The sequence below is a fragment of the Helicobacter canis genome, assembly GCF_900451095.1.
Taxonomy (GTDB): Bacteria; Campylobacterota; Campylobacteria; order Campylobacterales; family Helicobacteraceae; genus Helicobacter_B; species Helicobacter_B zhangjianzhongii.
This window is the reverse complement of the sequence record NZ_UGHV01000001.1, coordinates 2,012,541-2,035,741: the sequence shown is the minus strand read 5'-3', so window position 1 is coordinate 2,035,741 and position 23,201 is coordinate 2,012,541. Positions and strand designations below refer to the sequence as shown.

The window sequence follows — 23,201 nt, the reverse complement described above, 5'->3', positions numbered from 1 at the left end:
ACAGAAAGGACACAAGATGGATTCTAGGATTCTGGAGATTTTTTCCTGTATTAAACAATGCGCCATTACATTGCAAGAGCTTTTACAATGTGATGATAGTGGCTACCTAGCTAGCACCAATGCTAGTGGCGATACGCAGCTAGCAGTTGATGTGCGAGCGGATAGAATACTAGAAGATGCGCTACTAAAGCTTGCGTGTGTGGGTGGAGTCTGCTCAGAAGAAAAATCAAGCGCACTCTATAAGCAAAAAGTGGATTCTAGTCTAGTAGAATCCACTTTTTTGCAGCTGGATTCTAGCCAGTCTCTAGAATCCAGTCTGCTTATAGCCTATGATCCGCTTGATGGCTCAAGTCTTTTTGACTCCAATTTAAGCGTGGGGAGTATATTTGGGATTTATGATGGCGTATTTAGTGCGAGCGCACTTGTAGCAGCAGCCTATATCGTGTATGGACCGCGCTTAGAAGTCGTGCTAGCGTGCGAGGGGGTGGAGCATTGTGTGTATAGTGGGGGGCAGTGGAGAAGCAAGGGTGCTTTGCAGCTAGAATCTAAGGGCAAGCTTAATGCTCCGGGCGGCACGCAAAAGCACTGGAGCAAAGAGCATAAAGAGCTGGTGGAGAGTCTGTTTGCCAAAGGGTATCGCTTGCGGTATTCTGGGGGTATGGTGCCGGATTTGCACCAGATTTTGTGTAAGAAGGGTGGGCTATTTAGCTATCCTGCTACAAGCGATGCGCCAAATGGCAAGCTAAGGAAGCTTTTTGAAGTTTTCCCTTTTGCCTTTATCTATGAAAGGGCTGGCGGAGAGGCGATAAATGGGCGTGAGCGATTGCTTAGTTTATCGTGTGATGGCTTGCACGACAGCACACCTTGCTTCTTGGGCAGCACAGAAGAAATAGCCCAAGTGCGCGCAATCTATATGAATAAGGAGAGATGATGAGCCAAAATCCTAGTGAAGATGTGTTTGAAAGAGAGCTAGATGAGCGGCTGCAACGCCTGCAAGAATGCCAAGGGACAAGAGGGCTACTGCCAGATCCTAGCGATCCGCATAGGCAGGGGTGCTTTGGGTGTGATGAAATGCAGCAGTGCGAGATACGAGATAGCTATATCAAGGCAGTGTATAAAAGTATGAGTAAGGGCTTGGCTGTGGATTTTGACTTCTAGGGTAGCGTGGGGCTAGAAGGCAGGGGGTGTGGATCTAGCGTGGAAGCTTTGGGATACGGAAGTCTAGTAAGACTATTATCCTTAGCCTTATGCAAACTTTACGCCAAACACGCGTTTTGGGCTGCTTGCACCATCTAGCTTGATTAGCATATCACCCCTACCACTAAGCTTTTCAGCTCCACTTTCACCAAGTATAACCCTAGAGTTTTCTGCCTTAGCCACACATAAAGCTATGCGACTAGCACTATTGCGTAAATCACTGCTTAGATTTTTAGAATCTGGATTTTGCATACCAAGTATGATGTGAATCCCTGCTTGACGCACAATAAACATATTTTTTGCAAGCTTTTTCTCAATCTCTTTATTATCCCTAATCACAAAATTGAGCTCTTCAACAAAAACAATCTTATATGTCAAGCCAAGTGATTCTATATCGCTTACTTTTGCTGTTACCATACGCTCATTTCGCTCTTTCATCTCTTCTATCAAATCATCTAAAAACTCACACGCTTCTTCACTCTCTGTAATAAGCCTTATTTGATCGCCAAAAATTTGATAATCAATGCCAAGTTTTGGGTCTATCACCACAATTTCTGCTTTATTACTCAATAAAAGAGAATGTATTATGCTTTGCAGTAATATCGTTTTTCCGCTGCCTGTTTTCCCTGCGACAATTAAATGCACTGCTTTTACTAAGTCAAAATAAAAAGGCTTTTTCTCTATATCAAATCCCGCAAAAATAGGCAGTTTATGTCCTTGTGATTGTAATAAAGAGAGAGCATTTTCAATCTCTGTTTTGCTAGGATAGCTCCACTCAGAATCTATTTTTTCTTCCTCAATATTATAGGTCCTTGCTAAACCCTTGCAAGAAGTGATTTTCACATTAGATAATTTAGTGGCTTTATCAAGATATTTTGCCTGTGTTTCAAAGCTTTGTATTTTAAGTGGGTCTTTTACTTCAACTTTGCAGATTCTATGCCTATAAGAATTAAGCGTTTCTAAATGCGTAAGGGCAATATTATATTTAGCAAAATAGGATTCTATCCCTGTAAAAAGTGTAGAATCTTGTGGATTTGTAGAATCTGTGCCAGACTGCGTAAAGTCTTCTTTTTGTAAATGCAAGCTTAAATTATCCTTGCACCATTGATAAAAGCAGTCATTATTTTTCCACGAGTGATAGATCTCAAAAAGTCCCCTTTGGATATTTTTGCCAAGCAAATCAGTATAAGCCTTATCATCGCTAAATACATCAGCTTGTAAATAGGCGTGAAATTTTTCTGCAAGCAAAGCCCGATATAAAAGATCCATATCTTCACTCTCATCTTTATCCTTGCCTGTGAGCTGCTCTAAATGATATTCTTTACCTTTACCGCCATTTAGGGTTTTTTCTGCCCAAATATGTGAGTCTAGCGGCAAAGGCTTTAATCGCAACGCTAAGGCTAGGGCTAAACGCAGGATAAGATATTTTGGAATCTCACTTTCAGATTCAAAGCCTAAGCCCTCTTTTATCACACGATAGATGAGGTTTTCTTCAGTTTGATTTGTGTAAAAATCTGCCATATTCACTCCTAAAATAATTCATTAGAATCTTGCACACTTTTAATTTTCGCGTGCCCTCTATCTTCACTATTGATAATCTTATAAAGCCCTGCAATATAGGGCTTTGCATACTCATATTCTTTTAGTCCCATTTCGCCATTATGTGGCAGGACTATCACTTGATGACCTTTAGCATAATAGTGTTGTATGATTCTTTGGCGGTTAGTAGAATCTATGCGTGCAAGTGGCGTGTCAATAATGAGTGGTATTGTAGAGTGAGAAAGCTTACTTAGCGTCCAAAAGATAGCAATAGCTAGAATCTGCTTTTGCCCACTACTTTGATTTGCCACGCTAATTTCATTACCATCAATATCTTTTAGGGTAATGTCAAAATCCTGCCCCATTTCCACAGATACAAGATTATCATTTGGCAACAATGTCTTATAACTCTCTTTTATCCCCTCACATAACTCATCTCGCAATGTCTCTATAAGTTGATCTTTATACTCTGTGATGATATGTTGCAAGGATTCTAAGATGTTAAGCTTTTTAATAATCCGCTCGGTATTTATCTTTCCATAAAGCAGGGCTTTTTCTTTCTCTAAGGATTCTATTTGTATGTTAAGTTCTAGCTTTTTTTGTTGCTCTTGTGTTAGTTTGTTATTTTCCTGCGTTAGTAAATCTTTACGCTCTTTTATAAGGTCTTTTATATGTTCTTGTTGTGCCTTTTTATCTTCATCAATGTCTAAATCATTGAGCATATCAATAGCATCTTTATATCTTTTTTTTAAATCATACGCTTCGTGTATGTTTGTCGCTAGCGTGCTGTGCTGTGCGTATATGATAGAAGTCTCAATATTGTGGATTCTATTATAAGGGATATAGGATTTTGGCAAGCTATTAGCATTCATTGCCTGTGGAATCTTGTCTAAAATATCAAGCACGAAATTATACAATGACTCAGCCTTATTCTCATCACCACCTATTTCATTGTGTCGTGCGATAACGCTTTTTAGCAAGTCTCCCTCTGCTTTTTTCACAATCCTATTATAGCCATCTATATCATCATTACGCACAGATTCTTGCAAGGTTTGCATATAGTGTTGGAGCGATTGTATAAGCTCACTATTTGCTACGCTTACAACATATTTTAAACTCTCTTTGATTGCCTTTGCATAGAGCTTAAAAAGCTCACTATGATCCTTGTCCCATAAAGGCTTATGTGTGCTTAAATACGCCCATACATCATCAGTGCTCCATTTGCTAAGGGGTGCATAAGTCATTGTATTTGGAAAATCATCGTGTTTTGAAAAGCCTTATTTTGCTACTACTCTAATGCGCAAAATTTCTGTATAATCCGCTCTCATCTCACCGATGCAGGATTTTAAAGGCAGAATGTCAAAGGATGGTTATGGGAAGAGTAGGTAATAGTCCGCTTTCACGGGGGGGGGGGGGGACTTAGGCGCATAGGCTTTTTGCGGAGGGATTCGGCTTGTAGCGATAAATCACCGATTCTGCGGCGTGGGCTTGCTCATTATCGCCTAGATAAATCCCTTCGCCCACGCCTTGAAAGCGGCGATTTCTCATCTACAATCCTAGAATCCCAAAGCGGCACTGAAATTACAAACCCAACCGCGAGCGACTCTACACCACCAAACTCACAAAACGCCGATTCTAGCTCAAAAATCCTAGAATCCAAAATCGGCACTGAAACACAAATCACAAAAACCACCCAACCCCTAGAATCCACTTTTACGCAAAGCCACGATTCTAAGAGCAACGCCTATTTTCTGTCATTGCGAGACACTGCGCCAGCAGTGGCGTGGCAATCCACACAAACAAAGACACAAAACCTAGAATCCACTTTTGAAAACACCGCACAAAAAAGCAAAAAAGTGGATTCTACAAAGCAAGCCCATTTTTTGTCATTGCGAGCTTTGCTCCGCAAAGCGTGGCAATCCATATCCGCGCAAGCGGATTCTAAGAAAGCACAAAATAGAGAAGCATTAGAATCCACTTGTGAAAAAACAGCCAAAAATACAAAAGTGGATTCTAGGGTAGTTAATTCTGCTAGCGCAGAATCTGTGGATTGCCACGCGGCTAACACCGCTCGCAATGACGATAAAAACGCCTTTTCACTAGAATCCACTTTTAAAAACAACGCCACAAGTAAAAACGCGGATTCTAGCACCGCCACAAATCTAAGCGAGCTAGCAAAGGATTCTAGGATTTCTAAAGAAACATCGCCTAACGGCGAGCGGTATCCCTTGTTTTCTAAAGAAACTTCACTTCGCAAAGCTAAATCCTCCAAAGAAGCCAAAACGCCCAAACCCCTCATCTGCATCCCCACCTACAACGAGTCCAACAACATCGCCGCACTCTTATGCGAGATCTTCTCACGCTTCCCAGAGATCCACGCCCTAGTGATTGATGATAATTCCACCGATGGCACGCAAGAGATCTTAAACTCTCTCACCCACACCTACCCCCATCTCCACCTCCTAAAGCGATCGGGCAAGCTAGGGCTAGCAAGCGCGTATATCGATGGCTTTTCGTGGGGACTGAAAAGCGGATACTCACACTTTATCCAAATGGATGCCGACTTCTCCCACCACCCGCGCTATCTCGCCCAGACTCTAGCTAATCTCCCCCATTTTGAAGTGGTGATAAACTCGCGCAACATCATCGGCGGCGGCGTGCTAGGCTGGGGGCTAGGGCGCAAGATCCTTTCACGCTTTGGCTCTTTGTATGCTAGGCTCTGGCTTGGGGCTAGGGTTATGGACTTTACCGGAGGCTTTAATGCCTACTCCGCACGCGCTTTGAGCGCGATCAATCTGCACAGCATAAAATCTAGCGGCTACTGCTTCCAAATCGAGATGAAATACCGCGCCTACAAAGCTGGGCTAAGACTCCTTGAGCTACCTATAATCTTTGAAGACCGCGTAGCTGGCAAGTCCAAAATGAGCAGGGCTATCGTGCTAGAAGCCCTATGGCGCACGCCATTTTTGCGCACTCACAAGAGAGCCAAAGCTACCTCTAAAAAGGCGTGCAAGTGAGAGAGCTTATCTCCTTTGGCTTTATCGGTGGGCTTGGGGCTTTGAGCAATCTTGCCTGCTTTTTTGTGCTTGATTTTTTTAATGTGCAGTATTTGCTCAATGCCTGCTTGTGCTTTGGTCTAGCGGTGAGCCAAAACTATGTGCTAAATAGCTTTATCACCTTTAAGCATAGCCTAAAATGGCGCGCGTATCTAAGCTATGTGGGGGCAAATCTCTTTGGGCTTTGTATCAATCTTTTCGTGCTAGCTCTGTGTCAAAATCTCCTGCTAGAGCCGCTTTTAAACACCCTTAGCCCTAATGCACAAGATCCTAGCGCACTTAGGCGACATCTCTTGCTGTGCTTCCAAGCCCTTGGCATTATTTGCGCATTTATTAGCAACTTTCTCTTTGCCAAATTTCTCATCTATAAGGAGTCTCAATGCGACTAACACCACAAGCCTACTTTGTTTTCTGCCTTATCATAGCTGCTGCTATCATCGTGCTTAAGCCCATCTACACCAAATCTTATGCCAATATGCCAAATGCCTTTGCCCCCACACATATCACCATAGCCACACAATCCCCCTGTGAAGCCTACGAGCTACTTGCTAGCACCAATAAAATCGCCCTAGATTATGACAAAACACAAGAGCCTTTTAGATTCTACACCATTACAGACTATGCCCACACGCGCCCCTTAGAATCTAAAAAGCCAGATTCTAGCTCGCATATCTGCGCCCTAGCTAGAAACGCCATCACTGCCCCACTCACTAGCCTAAAGCTTAGGGCAAATGCAAGTGATATGGAGAAGATTGCGTTTGTTGCTCTAGCTATGGGGAGTGAGAGCTTCTATATCCCTAGAGATTCGGTCTTGGGTAATCATTCCCTAGATTTGGCAAATTTTGGAGGCTCGCAGACCTCTAGTCTAGTCTCGCCCCCAAAATTTACCAAAAGCTACGAAAGCACCACCGCAACTCCTAGAATCTTAGATTCTAGCACTACCGCTTCATCGTCATTGCGAGACACTGCGCCAGCAGTGTCGTGGCAATCCATATCCGCGCAAGCGGATTCTAAGAAAGCACAAAATAGAGAAGCACTAGAATCCACTTTTGAAAAAACAGCCGAAAATACAAATGCGGATTCTAGGGCGACAGACATCACCCTAGATCTATCTACTTACAAGCTCAACGCCACTAGCGAGATCCTAAACCTCTACAAATCCCCCTGCACCTTTCTTGGCTGGCTATATTATTTTCTCTCGCCGCCATTTTTGTTGCTATGGCTTATGTGTGTTTGGACATTCATCGCGCTAAAGCCCACGCACCCAAAGGGCAAAATCCCAGCTCGCACATATCAAGAGCTAGGCGTGCTTGTCTTGCTACTTTTACTTGCCTTAATCTTGCGGCTTTATCATTATGATAGCTTTGGACTTTGGGGCGATGAGCTCTACTCTGTGGGCGTTGTAGGCTACCCTGATGGGGATTTCTCAAGTGTGTTTAACGATCCGGGGAATCCGCCTTTTTATAATTTTTTGCTCAAACTTTGGCTACATTGCTTTGGCTACACAAGCGCGGCGGCTAGGGGGCTTAGTGTGGTGATCGGCACGATGGGGGTGGGGGGGATTTACTTGCTTCTACGCGACCACGCTTGTGAAAATTCGGCTTTGGGTAATCATAGCAGCGATTTTGTGGATTTTCTAAAGAAACATCGGCTAACGCCGAGCGGTGTCTCTTGTTTTAAGGCAACCGCAGACCACAAGTCTAGCTCTGCCCTAAAATCCACAAAAAGCCCCACTAGCACCACCGCAATTCCTAGAATCTTAGAAGAAGAAAAAGGGGCTGGGCGTGAAAACTCCGCTTCATCGTCATTGCGAGCTTTGCTCCGCAAAGCGTGGCAATCCATATCCGCGCAAGCGGATTCTAAGAAAGCACAAAATAGAGAAGCACTAGAATCCACTTTTTTACAAAAGGTAGATTCTAGCGGCACTGCCATTTCTCCATTATTGCGAGCCAAAGGCGAGGCAAAACAAGGCGCAGCCGCAGTTTCTTTAGTAATCCACAAAGACAAACTAGAATCTAGTATGGATTGCCACGCAACCGCTACCGCGCTTGCTCGCAATGACAGAAAAAACGCAGAAATTCTCAGCACGCCGCAAGCACGAGCAAACCTAGATTCTAGTAAAAGCCCAAGCGATTCTAAGATTTTAGATGAAAAATGTGGGCTGCAAGGAAAATCACAAGGGAGTTACCTTAGCGGTAATGACTGCAGGGATTTTTCGCCGCTCCCACATTTTTCGCTAAAAGCTGAATCGCCGCAAGCGCAAAAGCCAACGCCCACACCACTAATAGGGGCGTTTTTCTATGCTATATCCTTTGTCGCCATCGGCGCAGCCCACGAGGTGCGAGGCTATGTGCTAGAGCTAGCACTACTGCCGCTTGTGTTTTACTTCTTGCTGCATTTTCTTAAAAATCCCAAACTCTCAAACGCGCTAGGCTATGTGCTACTTGGAGCTATGGTGTGCAATACACACTACTTTGGCGCGGTGATGATAGCAGCTGGCTTTATCGCAAGTGCTATTTGGCTATGGCAAGCCACAGAGCTTAGCAGCAATCAAAAGCGCAGAAGACTTGTAGCACTACTACTGCTAGATATGCTTATCGCTAGCTCTTTGGTGCCGTTTTTTGCTATCACTGCCTACACGCAAGCCCTAAGCAATACAAGCTTTAATACTTGGATCCCAGCCCCATCGCTTAATGGGCTGCTGCAGTTTCTGCCCCAAGCCTTTGGCAGCTCTAGCGGGGCATTTGTCTTTCTCGTGCTATTTATGCTAACGCCTTTGCTCAAAAACCGCTTCCTAAACTTTTGCGCGATTGTAATCACCCTTGGCGTGCTGCTGCCATTTATCGCTAGCTTTGTGCGCCCTATCTACTACCCCAAATACGCTATCTATGCGACCTATGCCTTTATGCTGGCATTGTGTAGCGTGGGGATCGTGCTTGTAGCTAGGAGACTAGCAGGGGCACAGGCAAGCTACTTAATCGCCTTTGGCGTATGCGCACTTAGCATAAGTCTGCTAGATCATAAAATCCAACCCATTGGCGTAGGCGATAATGCACGCGCGAAATTTGCCTTCATCACGCAGGATTCTAGCAATGAAGCCAAGAAATCCAGCATAAACCCTAGAATCTATATCATCGATTTACACACGGCAATGACTACAAAGCAGCGGCAGTATGAGGTCTATGGATGTAAGCCTAGGGCGGAGTTTTTACGCATAGGTGTGCCAGAGCTAGTCCAACGCCACTTCCACACAGGCGATATTCTCTATCTTGATGGCTATTTCGTAGAAGAAGACACGCTGCAAGATCTCTTAGAGACATTTGCCAGCAAGGGAGCTAGAATCTATCCCATACCCTTTGGGATACAAGAAGAGAGAGATTTGAGAGAGTCCCAAGATCGTATCTATAAAGTTAGATTCTAAGTTACAATAAGAAAAGCTTAGGAGAATTTGCGTGTAAAAATAAGTGGCTTTAAGCAACTTTGCTTAAGATTAAATAATCCACTTACACAAAGGAGAGAAAATGAGCTTTATAGAAGAAATCAAAGCAAAGGCAAAAGCGAGCAAAAAGACCATAGTCCTGCCAGAGACAAGCGATGTGCGCACGATAGAAGCGGCGATTTTGGTGCTTAAAGAAGACTTTGCAGACATTATTTTGCTAGGCGATAGAGATGAGATCCTAGCTAAGGCTAGGGAGCTAAAGCTAGCAGATATTTCACAGGAGCAGGCACTAGCCCACCTTGAAAAAGCCACTTTCATAAACCCTAGAGAATCAAGTCTGCTAGAAGAGTTCATCGCGCTTTTTGTCGAGCTGCGAGGGCGCAAGGGGATGGACGCGACCAAAGCACGCGAGCTTTTGCGCGGGGATAAGCTGTATTTCGGCGCGGCGTTGGTGAAATCTGGGCGGGCAGATGGTATGGTAGCAGGCGCGATCCACGCGACTTCTGATGTGCTGCGTGCGGCATTGCAGATTGTAGGCACGGCAAAAGATGCGGCGATTGTATCGAGCTTTTTTGTGATGGTAATGCCTGATAACACTTATGGGGAAAATGGGATTCTAGTCTTTTCTGATTGTGGATTGTGCCAAAACCCCACGCCAAATGAGCTAGCCCATATCGCTATCTCTAGCGCGAAAAGCTTTCAATCTGTCATCAAAGCCACGCCCTATGTCGCTATGCTTAGCCACTCCACTTACGGCAGTGCCAAGCACGATGATGTAAGCAAGGTTGTTGAAGCGACCAAAATCGCCAAAGAGCTTGCCCCAGATATTGCCATTGATGGCGAGCTGCAGCTTGATGCCGCCATTGTCCCAAGCGTAGGGGCTTCTAAGGCAAAAGGCTCAAATGTCGCAGGCAGGGCAAATGTGCTTGTTTTCCCCGATCTTGATGCGGGCAATATCGGCTACAAGCTCGTGCAGCGATTTGCCAAGGCTGAAGCCTATGGACCCATCTCACAGGGTATGGCAGCTCCTATCAATGATCTCTCAAGAGGGTGCAGCGCACTTGATATTGTCGGCGTAGTAGCACTTACTGCTCTCCAAGCACAAGGCTAGATCCGTTTATCCCGCCCAAGCCCATAAAGCCTAGAATCTAAGCTAGATTCTAAGGCGGATTTAACGAGGATTTTAGCCATAATGCTCTCTGTCATTGCAGCTGCAATGCACGATTTATCTTTGAAATGCTCTTTGTAGTGCTTTGGCTCATTTCTATATCACTTAGTTGCGCGTAGAACTCATCTTTTTTATCTTTGCATCGTGGAGATTGGCGTTTGCTATTTTTGCTGTTTTGCCATTGTGTAGGTTTGTTTGCATAAATTGTGTGAAAGTGGATTCTGTCTTGTTTGTTTTAAGTTTTGCTTTATTGCTTTGCTATTTGTTATACAATTAAAAACATTTTTTACTATTTTTGCAAATTTCAAAGATGTATATTTCAAAGCAAGGATATGCAATGCTTTTTTACTCAAGTCTTGATCTTATCGGTAATACGCCACTTGTAGAGCTTTCACGCATACAGATTCCAAATAACAACCGCATTTTTGCAAAACTTGAATCCTACAATCCCGCAGGGGGCGTGAAAGATAGGGTCGCCCTGCATATTTTGCAAAGAGCAAAAAAGCAGTGCAAGCTACGCAAAGATTCTGTGGTGATAGAGGCAACTGCGGGCAATACGGGGCTAGGCATAGCCTTTGTGTGCTTGCATTTTAATATCAAGGCGATTTTGGTCGTGCCGGATAAATTTTCCATTGAAAAGCAGATTCTAATGCGTGCTTTGGGGGCGGAAGTCATCAACACGCCAAAAGAGCTAGGCATACAAGGGGCGATTGATAAAGCAAAGGAATTGCTAGATTCTACTCCACATTCTTTTAGCCTACATCAATTTGAAAATCCGCTCAATCCACAGGCACACTATGAAACAAGTGGCAAGGAGATTTATACGCAAATGCAGGGGGTGCGGGATTTAGCACCTGTGCTGGATTACTTTGTCTGCGGTGCTGGGAGTGGCGGTAGCTTTAGCGGCATAGCCAAATACCTAAAAGAGCAGGATTCTAGGATACAAGCTGTGCTATGCGATCCTATCGGCTCTGTGATTGGCGGAGGGGAGGAGGGCTGTGCGAATATTGAAGGCATTGGCAATAACTTTATCCCAAAGACTATGGATACAAGCTTTATAGATATGGTGCAAAAAATTAGCGATGAGGAAGCATATCAAGGGCTAAAAATCTTGGCTAGAGAAGAGGGGCTGCTAGTAGGGATCTCATCTGGCGCGTGCTTGCAAGCGTGTTTGAAGCTCGCTAGGCAGGTAGAAAATAAGCTTATTGTAACGCTCTTTGCCGATCATTTAAGCAGGTATTTTAGTAAGAATCTCATATAGAATCCACACCCACATAAAGGCACGCAATGGCAAGCAGTAAGGAATTTTTAGCATATTGCTTAGAGCAGCTGCAAGCAAGCTTAGATTCTAGCGTAGCGGAGTTTGACACAGATTCTACTATGGCAAGCACGCGAGCCGATTTGCTGGAGTCTGGTGATTTCAAGCGAAGCTATGTTTTTACAAGCCGCAAGATGTTTGGCGAGTATTGTATCTATGTGCAAGATTTTGGCTCTGCCTTGGCTCTAGGCTCACATTCTAGCCCTAGCGATACGACACCTGCGCGCGCCCTAGCCCCACAAAGCCCAAAGCCCATATTTCTGCTCTGTGATGATATGCTTTTTGCCAAGCCGCATAAGATCCTAGAATCCATCTTGCCAAACCACCCCAAAGCCCCGCCATATCCGGGCGCAAAGGAATGGTATATTATGGATATTGATAATCTTTTGCAATTACGAAAGGTCATCATCACACTCACGCCGCACCTAGAGCCTGCAAAAGCCAAAAAGAAGCATAAGAGGCAGCAATAAACTAGAATCTTACTAGCCCTTTATAAGCACATTGATTTGCAATCGCTCTAGCAAGCAGTGAAAGCCTGCAAATTTTGCTAAGAAACGCAGGCTATTACAACACACGGGTAAAGAAATCGCACAGGCAAGATGTCTTGCCTAGTCTCCTAGCGTGTAAGCTCTAGGGTGGCTTTGGTCTGCACGGCTATGGGGATAGGGGTCTTTGGGGCTGCCATATCGTGGCAGTAGTCGCAGGTTTTGAAAAATTCTTGCGCATAAAAGGCAAGGATCGTGTATTTATCACACGCGTGATCCAAGGAGACAAAATCGCCCCTAAATTCTTCTAGTCCTTTTAGGCGTGAGAGTGAGCTGGCAATAGGACAGATGAAGATCTCCCCGACACTTTTTGCGGTGCTAGAATCCGCATTTTTGCTGTCATTGCGAGATTTTGACTTGTCAAAATCGTGGCAATCCACACTAGAATCCACTTTTTCAAAACTAGATTCTAGGTTTGTGTTATGGATCGCCACGCTCGCTTCACTCGCTCGCGATGACAAAAAGGGAGCTTCATCATCTCGCAATGACAGGGAGGGGGAGTTATCCTTAGAATCCATTTTTTCACTTATCGCATTTTTGTTGTCATTGCGAGATTTTGACTTGTCAAAATCGTGGCAATCCACATTTACCCTAGAATCCACTTTTTGAAAAGTGGATTCTAGGGGGTGTGTTTTTGTCGCTGTGGATTGCCGCGCCACCGCTAGCGCAGTGTCTCGCAATGACGGAGAATGAGCGTTATCCTTAAAATCGGGGCTTTGTGTATTTTTTGGATAATTTTGCTCGCGGTGGGATTTGAGCCTTTTTTGGCTATCTTTCCCAAAGATTCTAGGATTTGCAGTATTGCTAGTGGTGCTTTGCGCAAAAGTGGATTCTAGTTCAAGTTGCTCGCGGTTGTTTGTAATTTCAGTGTTGCTTTGGGATTCTAGGATTTTTGAGCTAGAAACGGCGTTTTTCAAGCCGCGCAAGGAAGATAAGACTTCGGGTCTATCGCGTGAGCTAGGCGATGAAATCGCTGTTTCTAGCCAAAAAGCCGAATCCTTAACAGATTCCCCCCCCCCCCTATGAGTTTTGGCAATCTCTCGTGGCTCATCACCGACACACACGGCATAAGACAAGAGCGAAAGTTTGCCTCTATGCCCTGCCTATCACGCCCTCTTTTGTAGATTTGCCCGGGAGAAAACCACGCGGCTGTGGCTTCTTGCCAGAGGACAGAGTGCGGGATTTTGCGCGCTGATAGGAGATCTTGGAGCTTTTGTATATGGAGCTTTACAGATAGGTTTGGCGATTTGGTGTAGTCGCTTATACTCACAAAGCATTTAGAGCTTGCTTGCAATGCCTCTAAGAGCCTAGGCTTTGGGATAATTGTGGCGTTTGTAACAATATCAAAGGACTTTACCTTGCTACTAGAATCTAGTATTTCCACCACTGTATCAATATCTTTAAAAAGCAGCGGCTCACCGCCGATAATCCGCACCCAATAGATAGAATCCACTCTCTCAAGCAGAGCTTCAAGTGTGCTTTGTATGCCACTAAGCGTGCAGGTGTAGGCGGTTTTGGAGTCAAAATACTGCATTAGATTGTTGCAGCTCTCACAGCGCAATGTGCAGCGCGTTGTCAGCACTAGCTCGAAGTAGGGCATATCTACTTTGCCAAGCAAAAAGCGCGCATAGATTCTAGCACGCATAATGCCACTAAGCGGGGCTAGCAGTGCGCATAGCAGGCTCTTGCACACACAGCAAGGCAGGACAAGCATAGCCCACAAAATAGCCTTGACAAATACCCAGACCATAGGTTTTTGGGCGTTTGTGGGGATTTTGGGCATAGGGTAGGATAGGATCTTAGCGTGCAGGGGAGCGGCTTTGGATTCTAGGATATAGAGTGCTTTGCGCAAGATTAGCAAAGGCACAAGATATATCGCGCTTATGGGGCTTGAAGCGATTTTTGCTTTGTAGTTTGCCCATAGGAATGCCTGTGTAGCTTTGGCGATATTGCGATATATGTAGCGTTGCTTGAAAGTAGGGTGCTTAAGGAGTTTAAGGCGTGCGGATAGGGTGGAGAGATCTAGGCTATTTGGCATTGTGTGTCCTTTGTGGGTTTGGTGAGCTTAGGGCGGATTTTAGGAGCTTTAGCACGCGCACAAACGGGCGTAAGCCCGCATACGCCCAAGGCGCGTAAGCCCGTAGATAAGCAGTTATAGTGATAAGCGCGGTGCGTTTGTAGTAGGCTAGGGTGATGTGCCTAGCAAAGGGACTTTCTCTAGCGATAGCCCACCAGAGCTTGTGGTAGGGATTTTGCGCAAAGATAGGGGGCTTTGCAGGGTTGCTTTGGAAGTTTGACTTCTCCCAAGGCTTATAGCCCCCAAGCAAATGCACGATAGAGGGATTGATAAGCGCGCTAGCAAACTCGCTAAAATCTATGGCACTAGGATACGAGACAATGCCATTTGTATCCGTGCGGGGCGGGGAGCTATCAAAGTGGATCCTGCTTTGTGCAAGCCATTGGAGATTGTAGTGATAGGGCAAAAAGCACACCGAGTCTCTAAAAATGAGATTCAAAAAATCTTGATCCGCATACTCCGCATACTCCGCATACTCCTTAGTGTGTATAAGGGCTAGATCTTTGGTGCGCCATTTGGGGAGATTGATGAGTAAAACACCGGAGTTGAAGTAGTTTTGCGCGTGTATTTTGTGCTCACGGACGATCTTGATACTATCTCCGCTTAGCCCGCTTCGCACCGCACCTATGGCACACTCCCCCAAATCATAGGCAAAAAGCTCTCGTATATCGCGCAAAATCAGCGTATCAACATCAAGGTAGAGAGCTTTTGTAAGCTCTTGTGGTAGCACGCTGCCAAGCTTCAAGCGGAAATACGCGCACCAATTTGCCCCCGCTTCGCCCCACGGATTAAGGGCTTTGAACTCGGCTTGATGAAGGCTGTGGATATGGATTTGCGTGGGGTAGATGGTGTCTAGGTGGGATTCTAGCGTGCGTAGGCGTGATAAGGTGGAGGGGGAGAGGGAGTCGGCTAGGAGGTGGAAGTGGATGGGGAGATCTCTGCTTGCTTTGGGTGTTTTGTTTATGGATTGCCGCGCTTTGTCTTGCGCCAAAGCTCGCAATGACGGAAAAGGGGCGTTGCTGCTAGAATCCATTTTTTTGCTAGCGGCGTTTTTATCGTCATTGCGAGATTTTGACTTGTCAAAATCGTGGCAATCCACATTTACCCTAGAATCCACTTTTTCAAAAGTAGATTCTAGGAGGTTTGCCTTTTTGGCATTTTTCTTAGAATCCGCGTTTTCAAACGAGAATTCTGGGCTTGCGTAAAATGGCGTGATATGAGCAAGATGAATGAAGCGGTGGATAAGTGGGGCGTGGCAGGTGGGAGCTAGGGGGCTAGGGCTAGATCCTGTCTTAGAGTTTAAAGCAAAATCTTGCCTAGAATCTAGTGTGGATTCTAGGCAAGATTCTAGGCTCGCGCCAAAATCTGGCGCAGCATTTACACTAGGATCTAGCTGCCCCCCCCCTATGAGTTTTTCTCTATTTTGGGTGGTGGGGTTGATAGAGTAGATGATACTCATCATACTCACGCTGGCGTATTTGGCGTAGTTATCATCTAGCCCAAAGACTATGGCAAAGCAAGGATCGGTCATAATGCTTCCTTAAAAGTGGTAAAGATAGTGCGGCATAAAAGCGCGCATTGTAGCAGATTAAAGCAAAAATGGCGTATCTTGATAGACGAGATTTAGCCAATTACTAAAAATCACGCTCGCACTTGATCGCCACTGAAACATAATCTCTCCATTTGGCGCGTAATACCCTGTGGGCTTTGGCGTGTTTAGCCCATTTGCTTGATCGCGCTTGTATTCTTTATCTAGCGTATCTTTGGCGTATTCTGGGTGCCCTAGGATAAAGACATCTTTGCTATCTTTAAGCATTGTAGCCCCGCTTTGCTCCCCTGCTAAAAGCACACACAGATCATCTGCCCTAGCCACTGCGCTTTCATCAATGCCGCTATGGCGTGAGTGAGGCATAAGCACTTCATCATCTAGCCCCATAAGCAGCGGCGAAGCGGCACACTGCTTATGGGCAAAGATCCCAAAGCACTTGCTAGATAGGGCGTGCTTTTGAATCTTGTGGAAGTGATATAGCCCAGCCATAGCCCCCCAGCACAGATACATCGTGCTTGTTACATTAGCACGCAAAAAGTCCATAATCCCCCTAAGCTCCTCCCAATACTGCACTTCTTCAAACGCCAAATGCTCGATAGGCGCACCTGTGATGATCGCGCCATCAAAGCGTTTATGCGCAATCTCGCTAAAGTATTTGTAGAATCTCTCTAGGTGGGATTGGGGGGTATTTTTGCCGATGTAGCTCTGCGTGGCAAGCAGTGTGATGCGCACTTGCAGGGGCGAGTTTGCTAGGAGGGATAGGAGCTGATTTTCTGTCTCGATTTTTGTAGGCATAAGATTGCAGAGCAAAATCTCTAGCGGGCGTATGTCTTGCGTGGTGGCACGCTCTGTGTCCATCACAAAAATCCGCTCCTGCAAGGTGCTAAATGCGGGGATAGTCTTTGGGATAATGATAGGCATCTTTGGCTCCTTAGTTATTGGTGGATTCGGCTCTGCTTGGTTTGGGCGTTGGCTTTTGCGCGCTTTTGCGGGAGTCTGCGCGGTGGGCTTGCTCATTACCGCTTAGGTAAATCCCTTCGCCCACCGCTTGACAACCCACAAAACGAAGTTTCTTTAGAAAATCATCGCAAAATCCTGCCGCCTAGTTGCGTTTGAAAAACACATTTTACGCATTTTTGTCAATCCTAGAATCCTTTGCTGGCTCGCTTAAAATTGGGGCGTTTTCAAAAAGTGGATTCTAGGGTTTTTGCTTATAGATTGCCACGCGGCTCACGCCGCTCGCAATGACAAGAAAAAGCTGTTTTCCTTTCAAAAAGATTCTAAGCATTGCGGTGGGGCTGTGGTTGCTTTGCGTGATTTTTAGGAAAGCCAACGCCAAAGCACAGGATTCTAGGATTTGCGATGAGAAATCGCCGCTTTCAAGGTGGGGGCGAAGGGATTTACCTAAGCGGTAATGAGCAAGCCCCCGCCGCAGAATCGGCGATTTATCGCGCAAAGCCGAATCCACCAACCAAGCTACTCCAAAGCCTGCGCTAGGTCATTGATTAAATCCGCGCTAGACTCTAACCCCACCGACACACGCACACACGCAGGCGAGATCCCCGCTGAGAGCAGCTCGCTCTGGGAGAGCTGGGAGTGCGTGGTGGAAGCTGGGTGGATCACAAGCGATTTAGAGTCGCCGATATTTGCCGTGATACAAAAGAGCTTTAGCCTATCGCACAATGCCTTCGCCTTCTCATAGCTCTCTAGCTCAAAGCTAAAAAGCCCACTCGCATAGCCGCTTGTGAAATACTGCTTGAATCGCGCATAGTAGGGGCTGGACTCTAGGGCAGGGTATTCTACTTGCTTGACTTTGGGGTGGGATTCTAGGAATGTAGCGATTTCTAGGGCGTTTTGGCTGTGCTTTTGCAATCGCAGCTCCAAAGTCTCTAAGCCTTGCAGGTGGATCCACGCATTATGCGGCGATAGACTAGCCCCGATATTGCGTAGCCACTCTAGGATAAGCCGCATACCATAGATAGGGTAGGGCAGGCTCGCATAGACTAAGCCGTGATAGCTTGGATCTGGGGTGTTAAAGACACTATATCTGGGATTATCTATTAGCAGCTCATTTAGCCCCTTTCTTTCAATGATCGCTCCTCCTAGTCCGCTGCCGTGCCCGTTGATATACTTGGTGCAGCTATACACGGCAATATCTATCCCAAAGTCAAAGGGGCGGAAAATCATCGGTGCTATGGTGTTATCACAGATGGTAGCAAGCCTGTGTCGCTTGGCAAGCTCGGTGATAGCGCAAATATCTGGGATAGAAATCTGCGGATTGGACAACGACTCAAAGAAAATCGCCTTAGTGTTTTCATCGATAAGTGGCTCTAGCGTGCTTAGATCATCGACATCAAAGCAGCGAGTCTCTATGCCAAATCGCTTGAGTGTATGCACTAGAAGCGTCTGCGTGCCGCCATAGATTTTATTGGCATAGAGGATATTATCGCCTGCTTGGGCGAGATTGACAAAGGCATAAAACAGCGCGCTAGCCCCACTCGCAGTAACGACACCAAATCCCCCGCCATCGACTTGGGCTAGGCGATTGGCTAGGACATCGGTGGTGGGGTTGCTTAGGCGCGAGTAGATATTGCCTAGCTCCTCTAGGGCAAAGCGTCTGCCGGCTTGGTCGCTTGAATCAAAGCGAAAGGAGCTACTTTGATAAATCGGCACGCTTAAAGTGCGCTGGGAATCATACCCATAGCCTGCGTGCAGGGCTAGCGTGCTTGGGTGGAAAGTGGATTCTAGCATTTGGACTCCTTTGGGTGATATACGCAGCCACTATAAGCAAATTTTCTATAAAACACAATATGTGTTTAGTAATTTTTCGCATTTCTTGGGTGAATGTTACTTTTATAAACGCATTGTGTTTGTGATTCTAGGCTTTGGTGCTAGGGTGCTAGATCCGCGCTAGAATCTATGGGCTTTTTATGCTACAATCTCGGGCTTTGTTTAAGGGCTTTTGGCTATTTATAGACATTTGGTTGGCTTATAAGCACATAGAATTCAAGGATTAAAAATGTTTGAAGCGACAACGATACTTGCGTATTGTGGAGAGTATCAGGGCAAGCGCGTGGCAGTCATCGGCGGCGATGGGCAGGTGAGCTTTGGTAATTGCGTGATGAAGGGCAATGCCAAAAAAATCCGCACGCTTTATAACGGACAGATTCTAAGCGGATTTGCAGGAAGCACGGCAGATGCGTTTAGCTTGTTTGAGTCGTTTGAGCGGATTTTAGAGGGGAGGAAGGGGGATTTAATGCGCTCTGTGGTGGAGTTTGCCAAGCAGTGGCGCAGTGATAAATATCTGCGCAAGCTTGAAGCGATGATGATCGTGCTAAATAGGGATAATCTCTTTATCCTAAGTGGGACAGGCGATGTGCTAGAGCCAGAAGATGGCAAGATCGCTGCCATTGGTAGCGGGGGGAACTACGCTCTAAGCGCGGCTAGGGCGTTAGATCGGCACGCTAGCATAGAGCCAAAGGAGCTTGTTACGCAGTCGTTGCATATAGCAGGTGAGCTATGTATCTATACTAATACAAATATTTCTATTTTGGAGCTTGCATAATGGAGCTAAAACAAAGCAAAGAAATGATGAGCCCAGCGGAGATTGTAGGGTTTTTAGATGAATATATCATCGGGCAAGATGACGCTAAGCGTGCCATAGCCTTGGCACTGCGCAATCGCTACCGCAGAATGCAGCTGCCCAAAGAAGTGCAAGAAGAAATCACGCCCAAAAATATCCTAATGATCGGCTCCACAGGCGTGGGCAAAACCGAGATCGCGCGTAGAATGGCGAGAATTATGGGGCTGCCCTTTATCAAAGTAGAAGCGAGCAAATACACAGAAGTGGGCTTTGTGGGGCGCGATGTAGAGTCGATGATACGCGATCTAGTCAATGCCTCTATTGCCTTAGTGCAGCAAGAATCCCAGCAAAAAAGCCAAGAAGCCATACAAGCATATATCATCGATAAAATCGCCCGCCTGCTGCTCCCAGCTCTGCCAAAGGGTGTGAGTGATGAGAAAAAGCGCGATTATGAGCAAAGCCTAGAAAAAATGCGCCAAAAGGTGCGAAATGGCGAAGTGGATCATTTACAAATCGATGTAGAGATCCACAAGCAAGCAGAATCGCTAGATAATGGTATGCCACCAGATATTGCTAGGGTGCAAGAATCTATCATCAAGGTCTTGCAGCGCGAAGAGAAGGTCAAAAAGTCTCTTAGCGTCAAAGAAGCCAAGCTAGCCCTAGTGCAAGAGGCGCGTGATAGCGTGCTTGATATGGAGGCAATCCAAGCAGAGGGCTTGCGCAGAGCAGAGCAGAGTGGGGTGGTGTTTATCGATGAGATTGACAAAATCGCCACAAGCACGAAAGACTCTCGCCTAGATCCTAGCAAAGAGGGCGTGCAGCGCGATTTGCTGCCAATTATCGAGGGCAGCACGATTAGCACCAAATACGGCACGCTCCGCACAGACTATATACTCTTTGTCGCGGCAGGGGCGTTTCATTTAAGCAAGCCAAGTGATCTTATCCCAGAATTACAGGGGCGATTCCCCATCCGCGTGGAGCTAGATAGCTTGAGTGAAGAAGCGATGTATGCGATCTTGACCAAAACGCGCAACTCACTCATCACGCAATATCAGCATTTGCTGAGTGTAGATGGCGTGGAGCTGGTGTTTGAGGAAGAAGCCTTGCGTGCGTTAGCGCATTTTGCCTATATGGCAAACCAAAAGACAGAAGACATCGGTGCTAGGCGGCTGCATACGATTATAGAGCGCGTGCTAGAAGAGATTAGCTTCAATGCGCAGAAGTATGCTGGGGGTAAGGTGGCGATCACCAAAGAGCTTGTGGAGGAGAAGCTGGGCTTGGTGGTGAGTAGTGCTGATATGTCGCGGTATATTTTATGAGAGAGTGTTATGGGGATTTGGCTTTGTGAGATGATGAGTCCCCCTATCTGTCATCGCGAGACTTCCGTAAGGAAGTCGTGGCGATCCATAATCAAAAAGTGGATTCTAGGGAAGCAGCCTAAAAGGAATAAAAATGGATTCTAGGAGTAAAGCGATTTTAGTGTCATTGCGAGGGAGCGAAGCGACCCAAGCTTTACACAAACAAAAAGTGGATTCTAGTGTATGTGAAAATCGCGCCAATTTCATCTACGATTCAGTTCTATTTATCGCAAAAAGCTTGCTCTGTTTTATCCGCAAAAAGAAAACAAGGGACACCGCTCGGCGCAAGCCGATGTTTCTTCAGAAAAAGGTTTATCCCCACCCCGCTCCCCTTAACCCAAAAAGAAAGCGTAGCTTCTTTAGAAACAGCAACCGCTTTTTCTTTTTGCAATCAAGGGGAGAGCCTCGCACTTCCGCTTCTAGCACTCGCGCGGTGGCGGGACACTACTGCCCGCCTTACTCCCGCGCTCGCGCACCACGAAGCGGGCGAGAATCGGTTGCGCCTTGCGGCGCGATTGAAAAGATGGATTCTGCTAGCGCAGAATCTGTGGATCGCCACGCCTTGCAGAGCAAGGCTCGCGATGACAGAAAAAGTAACAAATCTAAACAAAACACAAAGGATTCTAGGAAAAACACTCAAATTCTCAAAACGCTGCAGAATGAAAACACAGAAAGCGTGTTTGATACAAACGCCGCAGGCGGCAGAAAAATGGATTCTACTCAAAACGCCCAAAATCTAAACAACTCGCAGGCGGCAAAGCCAACGCCCGCACCAAACCCTAGCGATTCTAAGATTGAAGCTCAAAATTTAAACGAGTCTGCAAAGGATTCTAGGATTTGCGATGAGAAATCGGGGCTTTTCAAGCGCGTGCAAGGGCGCATACTTGGCGTATGTAACCGAAGCGCGCGCGCAGAAATCGCCGATTTATCGCGCAAAGCCGAATCCACCAGCAAAGCTGAATCGCCCCTAACGCCCAAAACACAAAAAGCGGGGTTTATTGGAGTTGTAGGTCGCCCCAATACCGGCAAATCCAGCTTGCTCAATTTGCTTGTAGGCGAGCATTTAGCCCTGATCTCACACAAGGCAAATGCCACGCGCAATACTATGCGCTTTATTGTCCCCTATACTACAAAGGATCGCACCGCTTGCCAGATGATCTTTGTGGATACGCCTGGACTTCACAAACGCGAAAAGCTTTTAAATCAATTTATGCTAGAGGCTGCGCTAAAGACTATGCGCGATTGCGATGTGTGCGTGTTTATGGCTTCAGTCTTTGATGATACAAAGCAGTATGAGGAGTTTTTAGAGCTATTGTATGCTAATGACTCACATAAAAAACATATCCTTGTCATCAACAAAACCGATATGCTCCCGCCTAAAAAGCTCCTAGGCGTGCTTGAAAAATATGCAAAATTTAGCGATAAATTTAGCGCACTTATCCCCATAAGTGTGAAAAAATCACATAATATTACCGAGCTGCTAGAATCCATAGCCAAGCTGCTGCCAGACTCGCCGCCGCTTTTTGATGAAGATGAGATGACGACCCACACAATGCGCGAAATCGCTAAAGAAATGGTGCGTCAAAGTATCTTTGAGAATCTAAGCGATGAGATCCCTTATGAGAGTGATGTGATTGTAACGGAGTTTTTTTATAAGCCTCGCACAAGGGATTCGGTCTTGGGCAAGCATTCCGCAGATTTTGGGGATTCTAGGGCAGTCATTACCGACAAGGTAACTCCTACCCTAGAATCCCCAAAAAACTCCAAAAGCCCCACCGCAAAGCGAAGCTTCTTTAGAAAACAAGGGATACCGCTCGCCGCTAGGCGATGTTTCTTTAGAAAACAAGCGACAGCGGTGCAAGGCGGGGGCACGCAAGCAGGTTTCTTTAGAACTCCTAGAATCCTTAAAGAAGATGATCTGGGCAAGTGTGAAAAATCTGCTGAAAATAAAAACCAGCCGCAAAGTAAAAAAGTGGATTCTAGGGGCAACGCTCTTTTATCGTCATTGCGAGCCGACTTGTCGGCGTGGCAATCCACACAAAAATCTACCACTACCCTAGAATCCACTTTTGCAACCACCAATGCCCCTATGCATATTGCGCATATTTATGCCAATATCTATGTCCTAAAGCCATCGCAAAAGCGCATTATCATCGGGCAAAATGGCAGCACTATTAAGCGTATAGGCGCGGCTGCTAGGGAGAGTATCGAGCGGATTTTGGGCGAGCGGGTGTTTTTGCGTTTGCAGGTGATTGTCGATAAACAATGGGCAAAAAACGCAAATAATCTTAAGAGTTTTGGGTATAATTTGCAGCTGCAACAAAGCAAATAAGGCAATGTAGCGATATGAGTAAGTGATATGGGAAGGAAGT

22 protein-coding genes are annotated in these 23,201 nt (G+C 45.9%); 13 read left to right on the top strand and 9 right to left on the bottom strand.

All coding sequences use genetic code 11. The annotated features are described in order from the left end of the window. The first annotated feature begins 16 nt into the window (after positions 1 to 16). Together DX060_RS09560 and DX060_RS09555 are read left to right on the top strand one after the other, a co-directional pair. Entirely contained in the window at positions 17 to 931 is a 915-nt protein-coding gene (locus DX060_RS09560) for a class 1 fructose-bisphosphatase (RefSeq protein ID WP_115012219.1), read from the top strand. Further along, positions 928 to 1,158 (top strand): hypothetical protein, encoded by a 231-nt coding sequence (locus tag DX060_RS09555; RefSeq protein WP_115012218.1) that lies wholly within the window; start codon positions 928 to 930, stop codon positions 1,156 to 1,158. Before DX060_RS09560 ends, DX060_RS09555 begins: the two co-directional genes overlap by 4 nt. 87 nt (positions 1,159 to 1,245) lie before the next feature. Here the strand turns inward: DX060_RS09555 and DX060_RS09550 are convergent, their stop codons facing one another. After that, positions 1,246 to 2,718 carry an FtsK/SpoIIIE domain-containing protein gene (locus DX060_RS09550; protein WP_115012217.1) on the bottom strand — a complete coding sequence of 491 codons (1,473 nt, stop codon included), beginning with the start codon at positions 2,716 to 2,718 and terminating at the stop codon, positions 1,246 to 1,248. Between the two features lie 8 nt (positions 2,719 to 2,726). Beyond that, positions 2,727 to 3,980, bottom strand: coding sequence for an AAA family ATPase (locus DX060_RS09545; RefSeq protein WP_258552297.1), 1,254 nt, complete (start codon positions 3,978 to 3,980; stop codon positions 2,727 to 2,729). Positions 3,981 to 4,172: 192 nt separating this feature from the next. Between DX060_RS09545 and DX060_RS11695 the strand changes: the two genes are divergently transcribed. The 6 genes from DX060_RS11695 (at position 4,173) to DX060_RS09505 (ending at position 12,187) form a co-directional block, all read left to right on the top strand. After that, positions 4,173 to 5,753, top strand: coding sequence for a polyprenol monophosphomannose synthase (locus DX060_RS11695; RefSeq protein WP_220176691.1), 1,581 nt, complete (start codon positions 4,173 to 4,175; stop codon positions 5,751 to 5,753). Next, positions 5,750 to 6,181, top strand: coding sequence for a GtrA family protein (locus tag DX060_RS09530; RefSeq protein ID WP_181814275.1), 432 nt, complete (start codon positions 5,750 to 5,752; stop codon positions 6,179 to 6,181). The genes DX060_RS11695 and DX060_RS09530 overlap by 4 nt, the downstream gene beginning before the upstream one ends. Further along, positions 6,172 to 9,213: a hypothetical protein gene (locus DX060_RS09525; protein WP_115012215.1), complete on the top strand. Its 3,042-nt coding sequence runs from the start codon at positions 6,172 to 6,174 to the stop codon at positions 9,211 to 9,213. The genes DX060_RS09530 and DX060_RS09525 overlap by 10 nt, the downstream gene beginning before the upstream one ends. Positions 9,214 to 9,313: 100 nt before the next feature. Next, positions 9,314 to 10,342, top strand: coding sequence for a phosphate acetyltransferase (pta, locus tag DX060_RS09520; RefSeq protein WP_115012214.1), 1,029 nt, complete (start codon positions 9,314 to 9,316; stop codon positions 10,340 to 10,342). Positions 10,343 to 10,736: 394 nt separating this feature from the next. Beyond that, the gene (locus tag DX060_RS09510) at positions 10,737 to 11,660 is read left to right on the top strand and encodes a PLP-dependent cysteine synthase family protein (RefSeq protein ID WP_115012212.1); all 924 of its coding nucleotides are present in this window, start codon (positions 10,737 to 10,739) and stop codon (positions 11,658 to 11,660) included. A 26-nt stretch (positions 11,661 to 11,686) separates the two neighbouring features. After that, a complete protein-coding gene (locus tag DX060_RS09505) occupies positions 11,687 to 12,187 on the top strand; it encodes a transcriptional regulator (RefSeq protein ID WP_115012211.1) in 501 nt (166 codons plus the stop codon). Positions 12,188 to 12,333: 146 nt separating this feature from the next. Here the strand turns inward: DX060_RS09505 and DX060_RS09500 are convergent, their stop codons facing one another. The 7 genes from DX060_RS09500 to DX060_RS09480 all read right to left on the bottom strand — a co-directional run bounded on the left by DX060_RS09500 (position 12,334) and on the right by DX060_RS09480 (position 18,639). Continuing rightward, positions 12,334 to 13,338 (bottom strand): hypothetical protein, encoded by a 1,005-nt coding sequence (locus DX060_RS09500; protein WP_147278831.1) that lies wholly within the window; start codon positions 13,336 to 13,338, stop codon positions 12,334 to 12,336. Further along, positions 13,242 to 14,300 carry a 4Fe-4S cluster-binding domain-containing protein gene (locus tag DX060_RS09495; protein ID WP_115012209.1) on the bottom strand — a complete coding sequence of 353 codons (1,059 nt, stop codon included), beginning with the start codon at positions 14,298 to 14,300 and terminating at the stop codon, positions 13,242 to 13,244. The genes DX060_RS09500 and DX060_RS09495 overlap by 97 nt, the downstream gene beginning before the upstream one ends. Then, positions 14,290 to 15,870: a glycosyltransferase family 8 protein gene (locus tag DX060_RS09490; protein ID WP_115012208.1), complete on the bottom strand. Its 1,581-nt coding sequence runs from the start codon at positions 15,868 to 15,870 to the stop codon at positions 14,290 to 14,292. Before DX060_RS09490 ends, DX060_RS09495 begins: the two co-directional genes overlap by 11 nt. 57 nt (positions 15,871 to 15,927) lie before the next feature. Then, entirely contained in the window at positions 15,928 to 16,809 is an 882-nt protein-coding gene (locus DX060_RS09485) for a homoserine O-succinyltransferase (protein WP_115012371.1), read from the bottom strand. Positions 16,810 to 16,819: 10 nt separating this feature from the next. Further along, the gene (locus tag DX060_RS12215) at positions 16,820 to 16,948 is read right to left on the bottom strand and encodes a hypothetical protein (RefSeq protein ID WP_258552294.1); all 129 of its coding nucleotides are present in this window, start codon (positions 16,946 to 16,948) and stop codon (positions 16,820 to 16,822) included. A gap of 138 nt (positions 16,949 to 17,086) precedes the next feature. Then, positions 17,087 to 17,356 carry a hypothetical protein gene (locus DX060_RS10935; RefSeq protein ID WP_147278830.1) on the bottom strand — a complete coding sequence of 90 codons (270 nt, stop codon included), beginning with the start codon at positions 17,354 to 17,356 and terminating at the stop codon, positions 17,087 to 17,089. Between the two features lie 8 nt (positions 17,357 to 17,364). Further along, positions 17,365 to 18,639: an O-acetylhomoserine aminocarboxypropyltransferase/cysteine synthase family protein gene (locus tag DX060_RS09480; protein ID WP_115012207.1), complete on the bottom strand. Its 1,275-nt coding sequence runs from the start codon at positions 18,637 to 18,639 to the stop codon at positions 17,365 to 17,367. Between DX060_RS09480 and DX060_RS11535 the strand changes: the two genes are divergently transcribed. From DX060_RS11535 to era, 5 genes are all read left to right on the top strand, one after another. Further along, positions 18,626 to 18,802 (top strand): hypothetical protein, encoded by a 177-nt coding sequence (locus tag DX060_RS11535; RefSeq protein ID WP_181814274.1) that lies wholly within the window; start codon positions 18,626 to 18,628, stop codon positions 18,800 to 18,802. The genes DX060_RS09480 and DX060_RS11535 overlap by 14 nt on opposite strands. 105 nt (positions 18,803 to 18,907) lie before the next feature. Beyond that, complete coding sequence (gene hslV / locus DX060_RS09475) at positions 18,908 to 19,453, top strand: ATP-dependent protease subunit HslV (RefSeq protein WP_115012206.1); 546 nt, start codon at positions 18,908 to 18,910, stop codon at positions 19,451 to 19,453. 26 nt (positions 19,454 to 19,479) lie between these two features. Continuing rightward, positions 19,480 to 20,790 (top strand): HslU--HslV peptidase ATPase subunit, encoded by a 1,311-nt coding sequence (gene hslU / locus DX060_RS09470; RefSeq protein WP_115012370.1) that lies wholly within the window; start codon positions 19,480 to 19,482, stop codon positions 20,788 to 20,790. Between the two features lie 9 nt (positions 20,791 to 20,799). After that, positions 20,800 to 20,934, top strand: coding sequence for a hypothetical protein (locus DX060_RS12210; protein ID WP_258552292.1), 135 nt, complete (start codon positions 20,800 to 20,802; stop codon positions 20,932 to 20,934). Beyond that, positions 20,924 to 23,161, top strand: coding sequence for a GTPase Era (era, locus tag DX060_RS09465; protein WP_115012205.1), 2,238 nt, complete (start codon positions 20,924 to 20,926; stop codon positions 23,159 to 23,161). Before DX060_RS12210 ends, era begins: the two co-directional genes overlap by 11 nt. The last annotated feature ends 40 nt before the right edge of the window (positions 23,162 to 23,201 follow it).

Bases quoted from the DNA above. Each gene is read 5' to 3' on its own strand.
- DX060_RS09560 (WP_115012219.1), top strand. From the start codon at position 17: ATGGATTCTAGGATTCTGGAGATTTTTTCCTGTATTAAACAATGCGCC.
- DX060_RS09555 (WP_115012218.1), top strand. From the start codon at position 928: ATGATGAGCCAAAATCCTAGTGAAGATGTGTTTGAAAGAGAGCTAGAT.
- DX060_RS09550 (WP_115012217.1), bottom strand. From the start codon at position 2,718: ATGGCAGATTTTTACACAAATCAAACTGAAGAAAACCTCATCTATCGT.
- DX060_RS09545 (WP_258552297.1), bottom strand. From the start codon at position 3,980: ATGACTTATGCACCCCTTAGCAAATGGAGCACTGATGATGTATGGGCG.
- DX060_RS09525 (WP_115012215.1), top strand. From the start codon at position 6,172: ATGCGACTAACACCACAAGCCTACTTTGTTTTCTGCCTTATCATAGCT.
- pta (WP_115012214.1), top strand. From the start codon at position 9,314: ATGAGCTTTATAGAAGAAATCAAAGCAAAGGCAAAAGCGAGCAAAAAG.
- DX060_RS09510 (WP_115012212.1), top strand. From the start codon at position 10,737: ATGCTTTTTTACTCAAGTCTTGATCTTATCGGTAATACGCCACTTGTA.
- DX060_RS09505 (WP_115012211.1), top strand. From the start codon at position 11,687: ATGGCAAGCAGTAAGGAATTTTTAGCATATTGCTTAGAGCAGCTGCAA.
- DX060_RS09495 (WP_115012209.1), bottom strand. From the start codon at position 14,300: ATGCCAAATAGCCTAGATCTCTCCACCCTATCCGCACGCCTTAAACTC.
- DX060_RS09490 (WP_115012208.1), bottom strand. From the start codon at position 15,870: ATGACCGATCCTTGCTTTGCCATAGTCTTTGGGCTAGATGATAACTAC.
- DX060_RS09485 (WP_115012371.1), bottom strand. From the start codon at position 16,809: ATGCCTATCATTATCCCAAAGACTATCCCCGCATTTAGCACCTTGCAG.
- DX060_RS09480 (WP_115012207.1), bottom strand. From the start codon at position 18,639: ATGCTAGAATCCACTTTCCACCCAAGCACGCTAGCCCTGCACGCAGGC.
- hslV (WP_115012206.1), top strand. From the start codon at position 18,908: ATGTTTGAAGCGACAACGATACTTGCGTATTGTGGAGAGTATCAGGGC.
- hslU (WP_115012370.1), top strand. From the start codon at position 19,480: ATGAGCCCAGCGGAGATTGTAGGGTTTTTAGATGAATATATCATCGGG.
- DX060_RS12210 (WP_258552292.1), top strand. From the start codon at position 20,800: ATGGGGATTTGGCTTTGTGAGATGATGAGTCCCCCTATCTGTCATCGC.
- era (WP_115012205.1), top strand. From the start codon at position 20,924: ATGGATTCTAGGAGTAAAGCGATTTTAGTGTCATTGCGAGGGAGCGAA.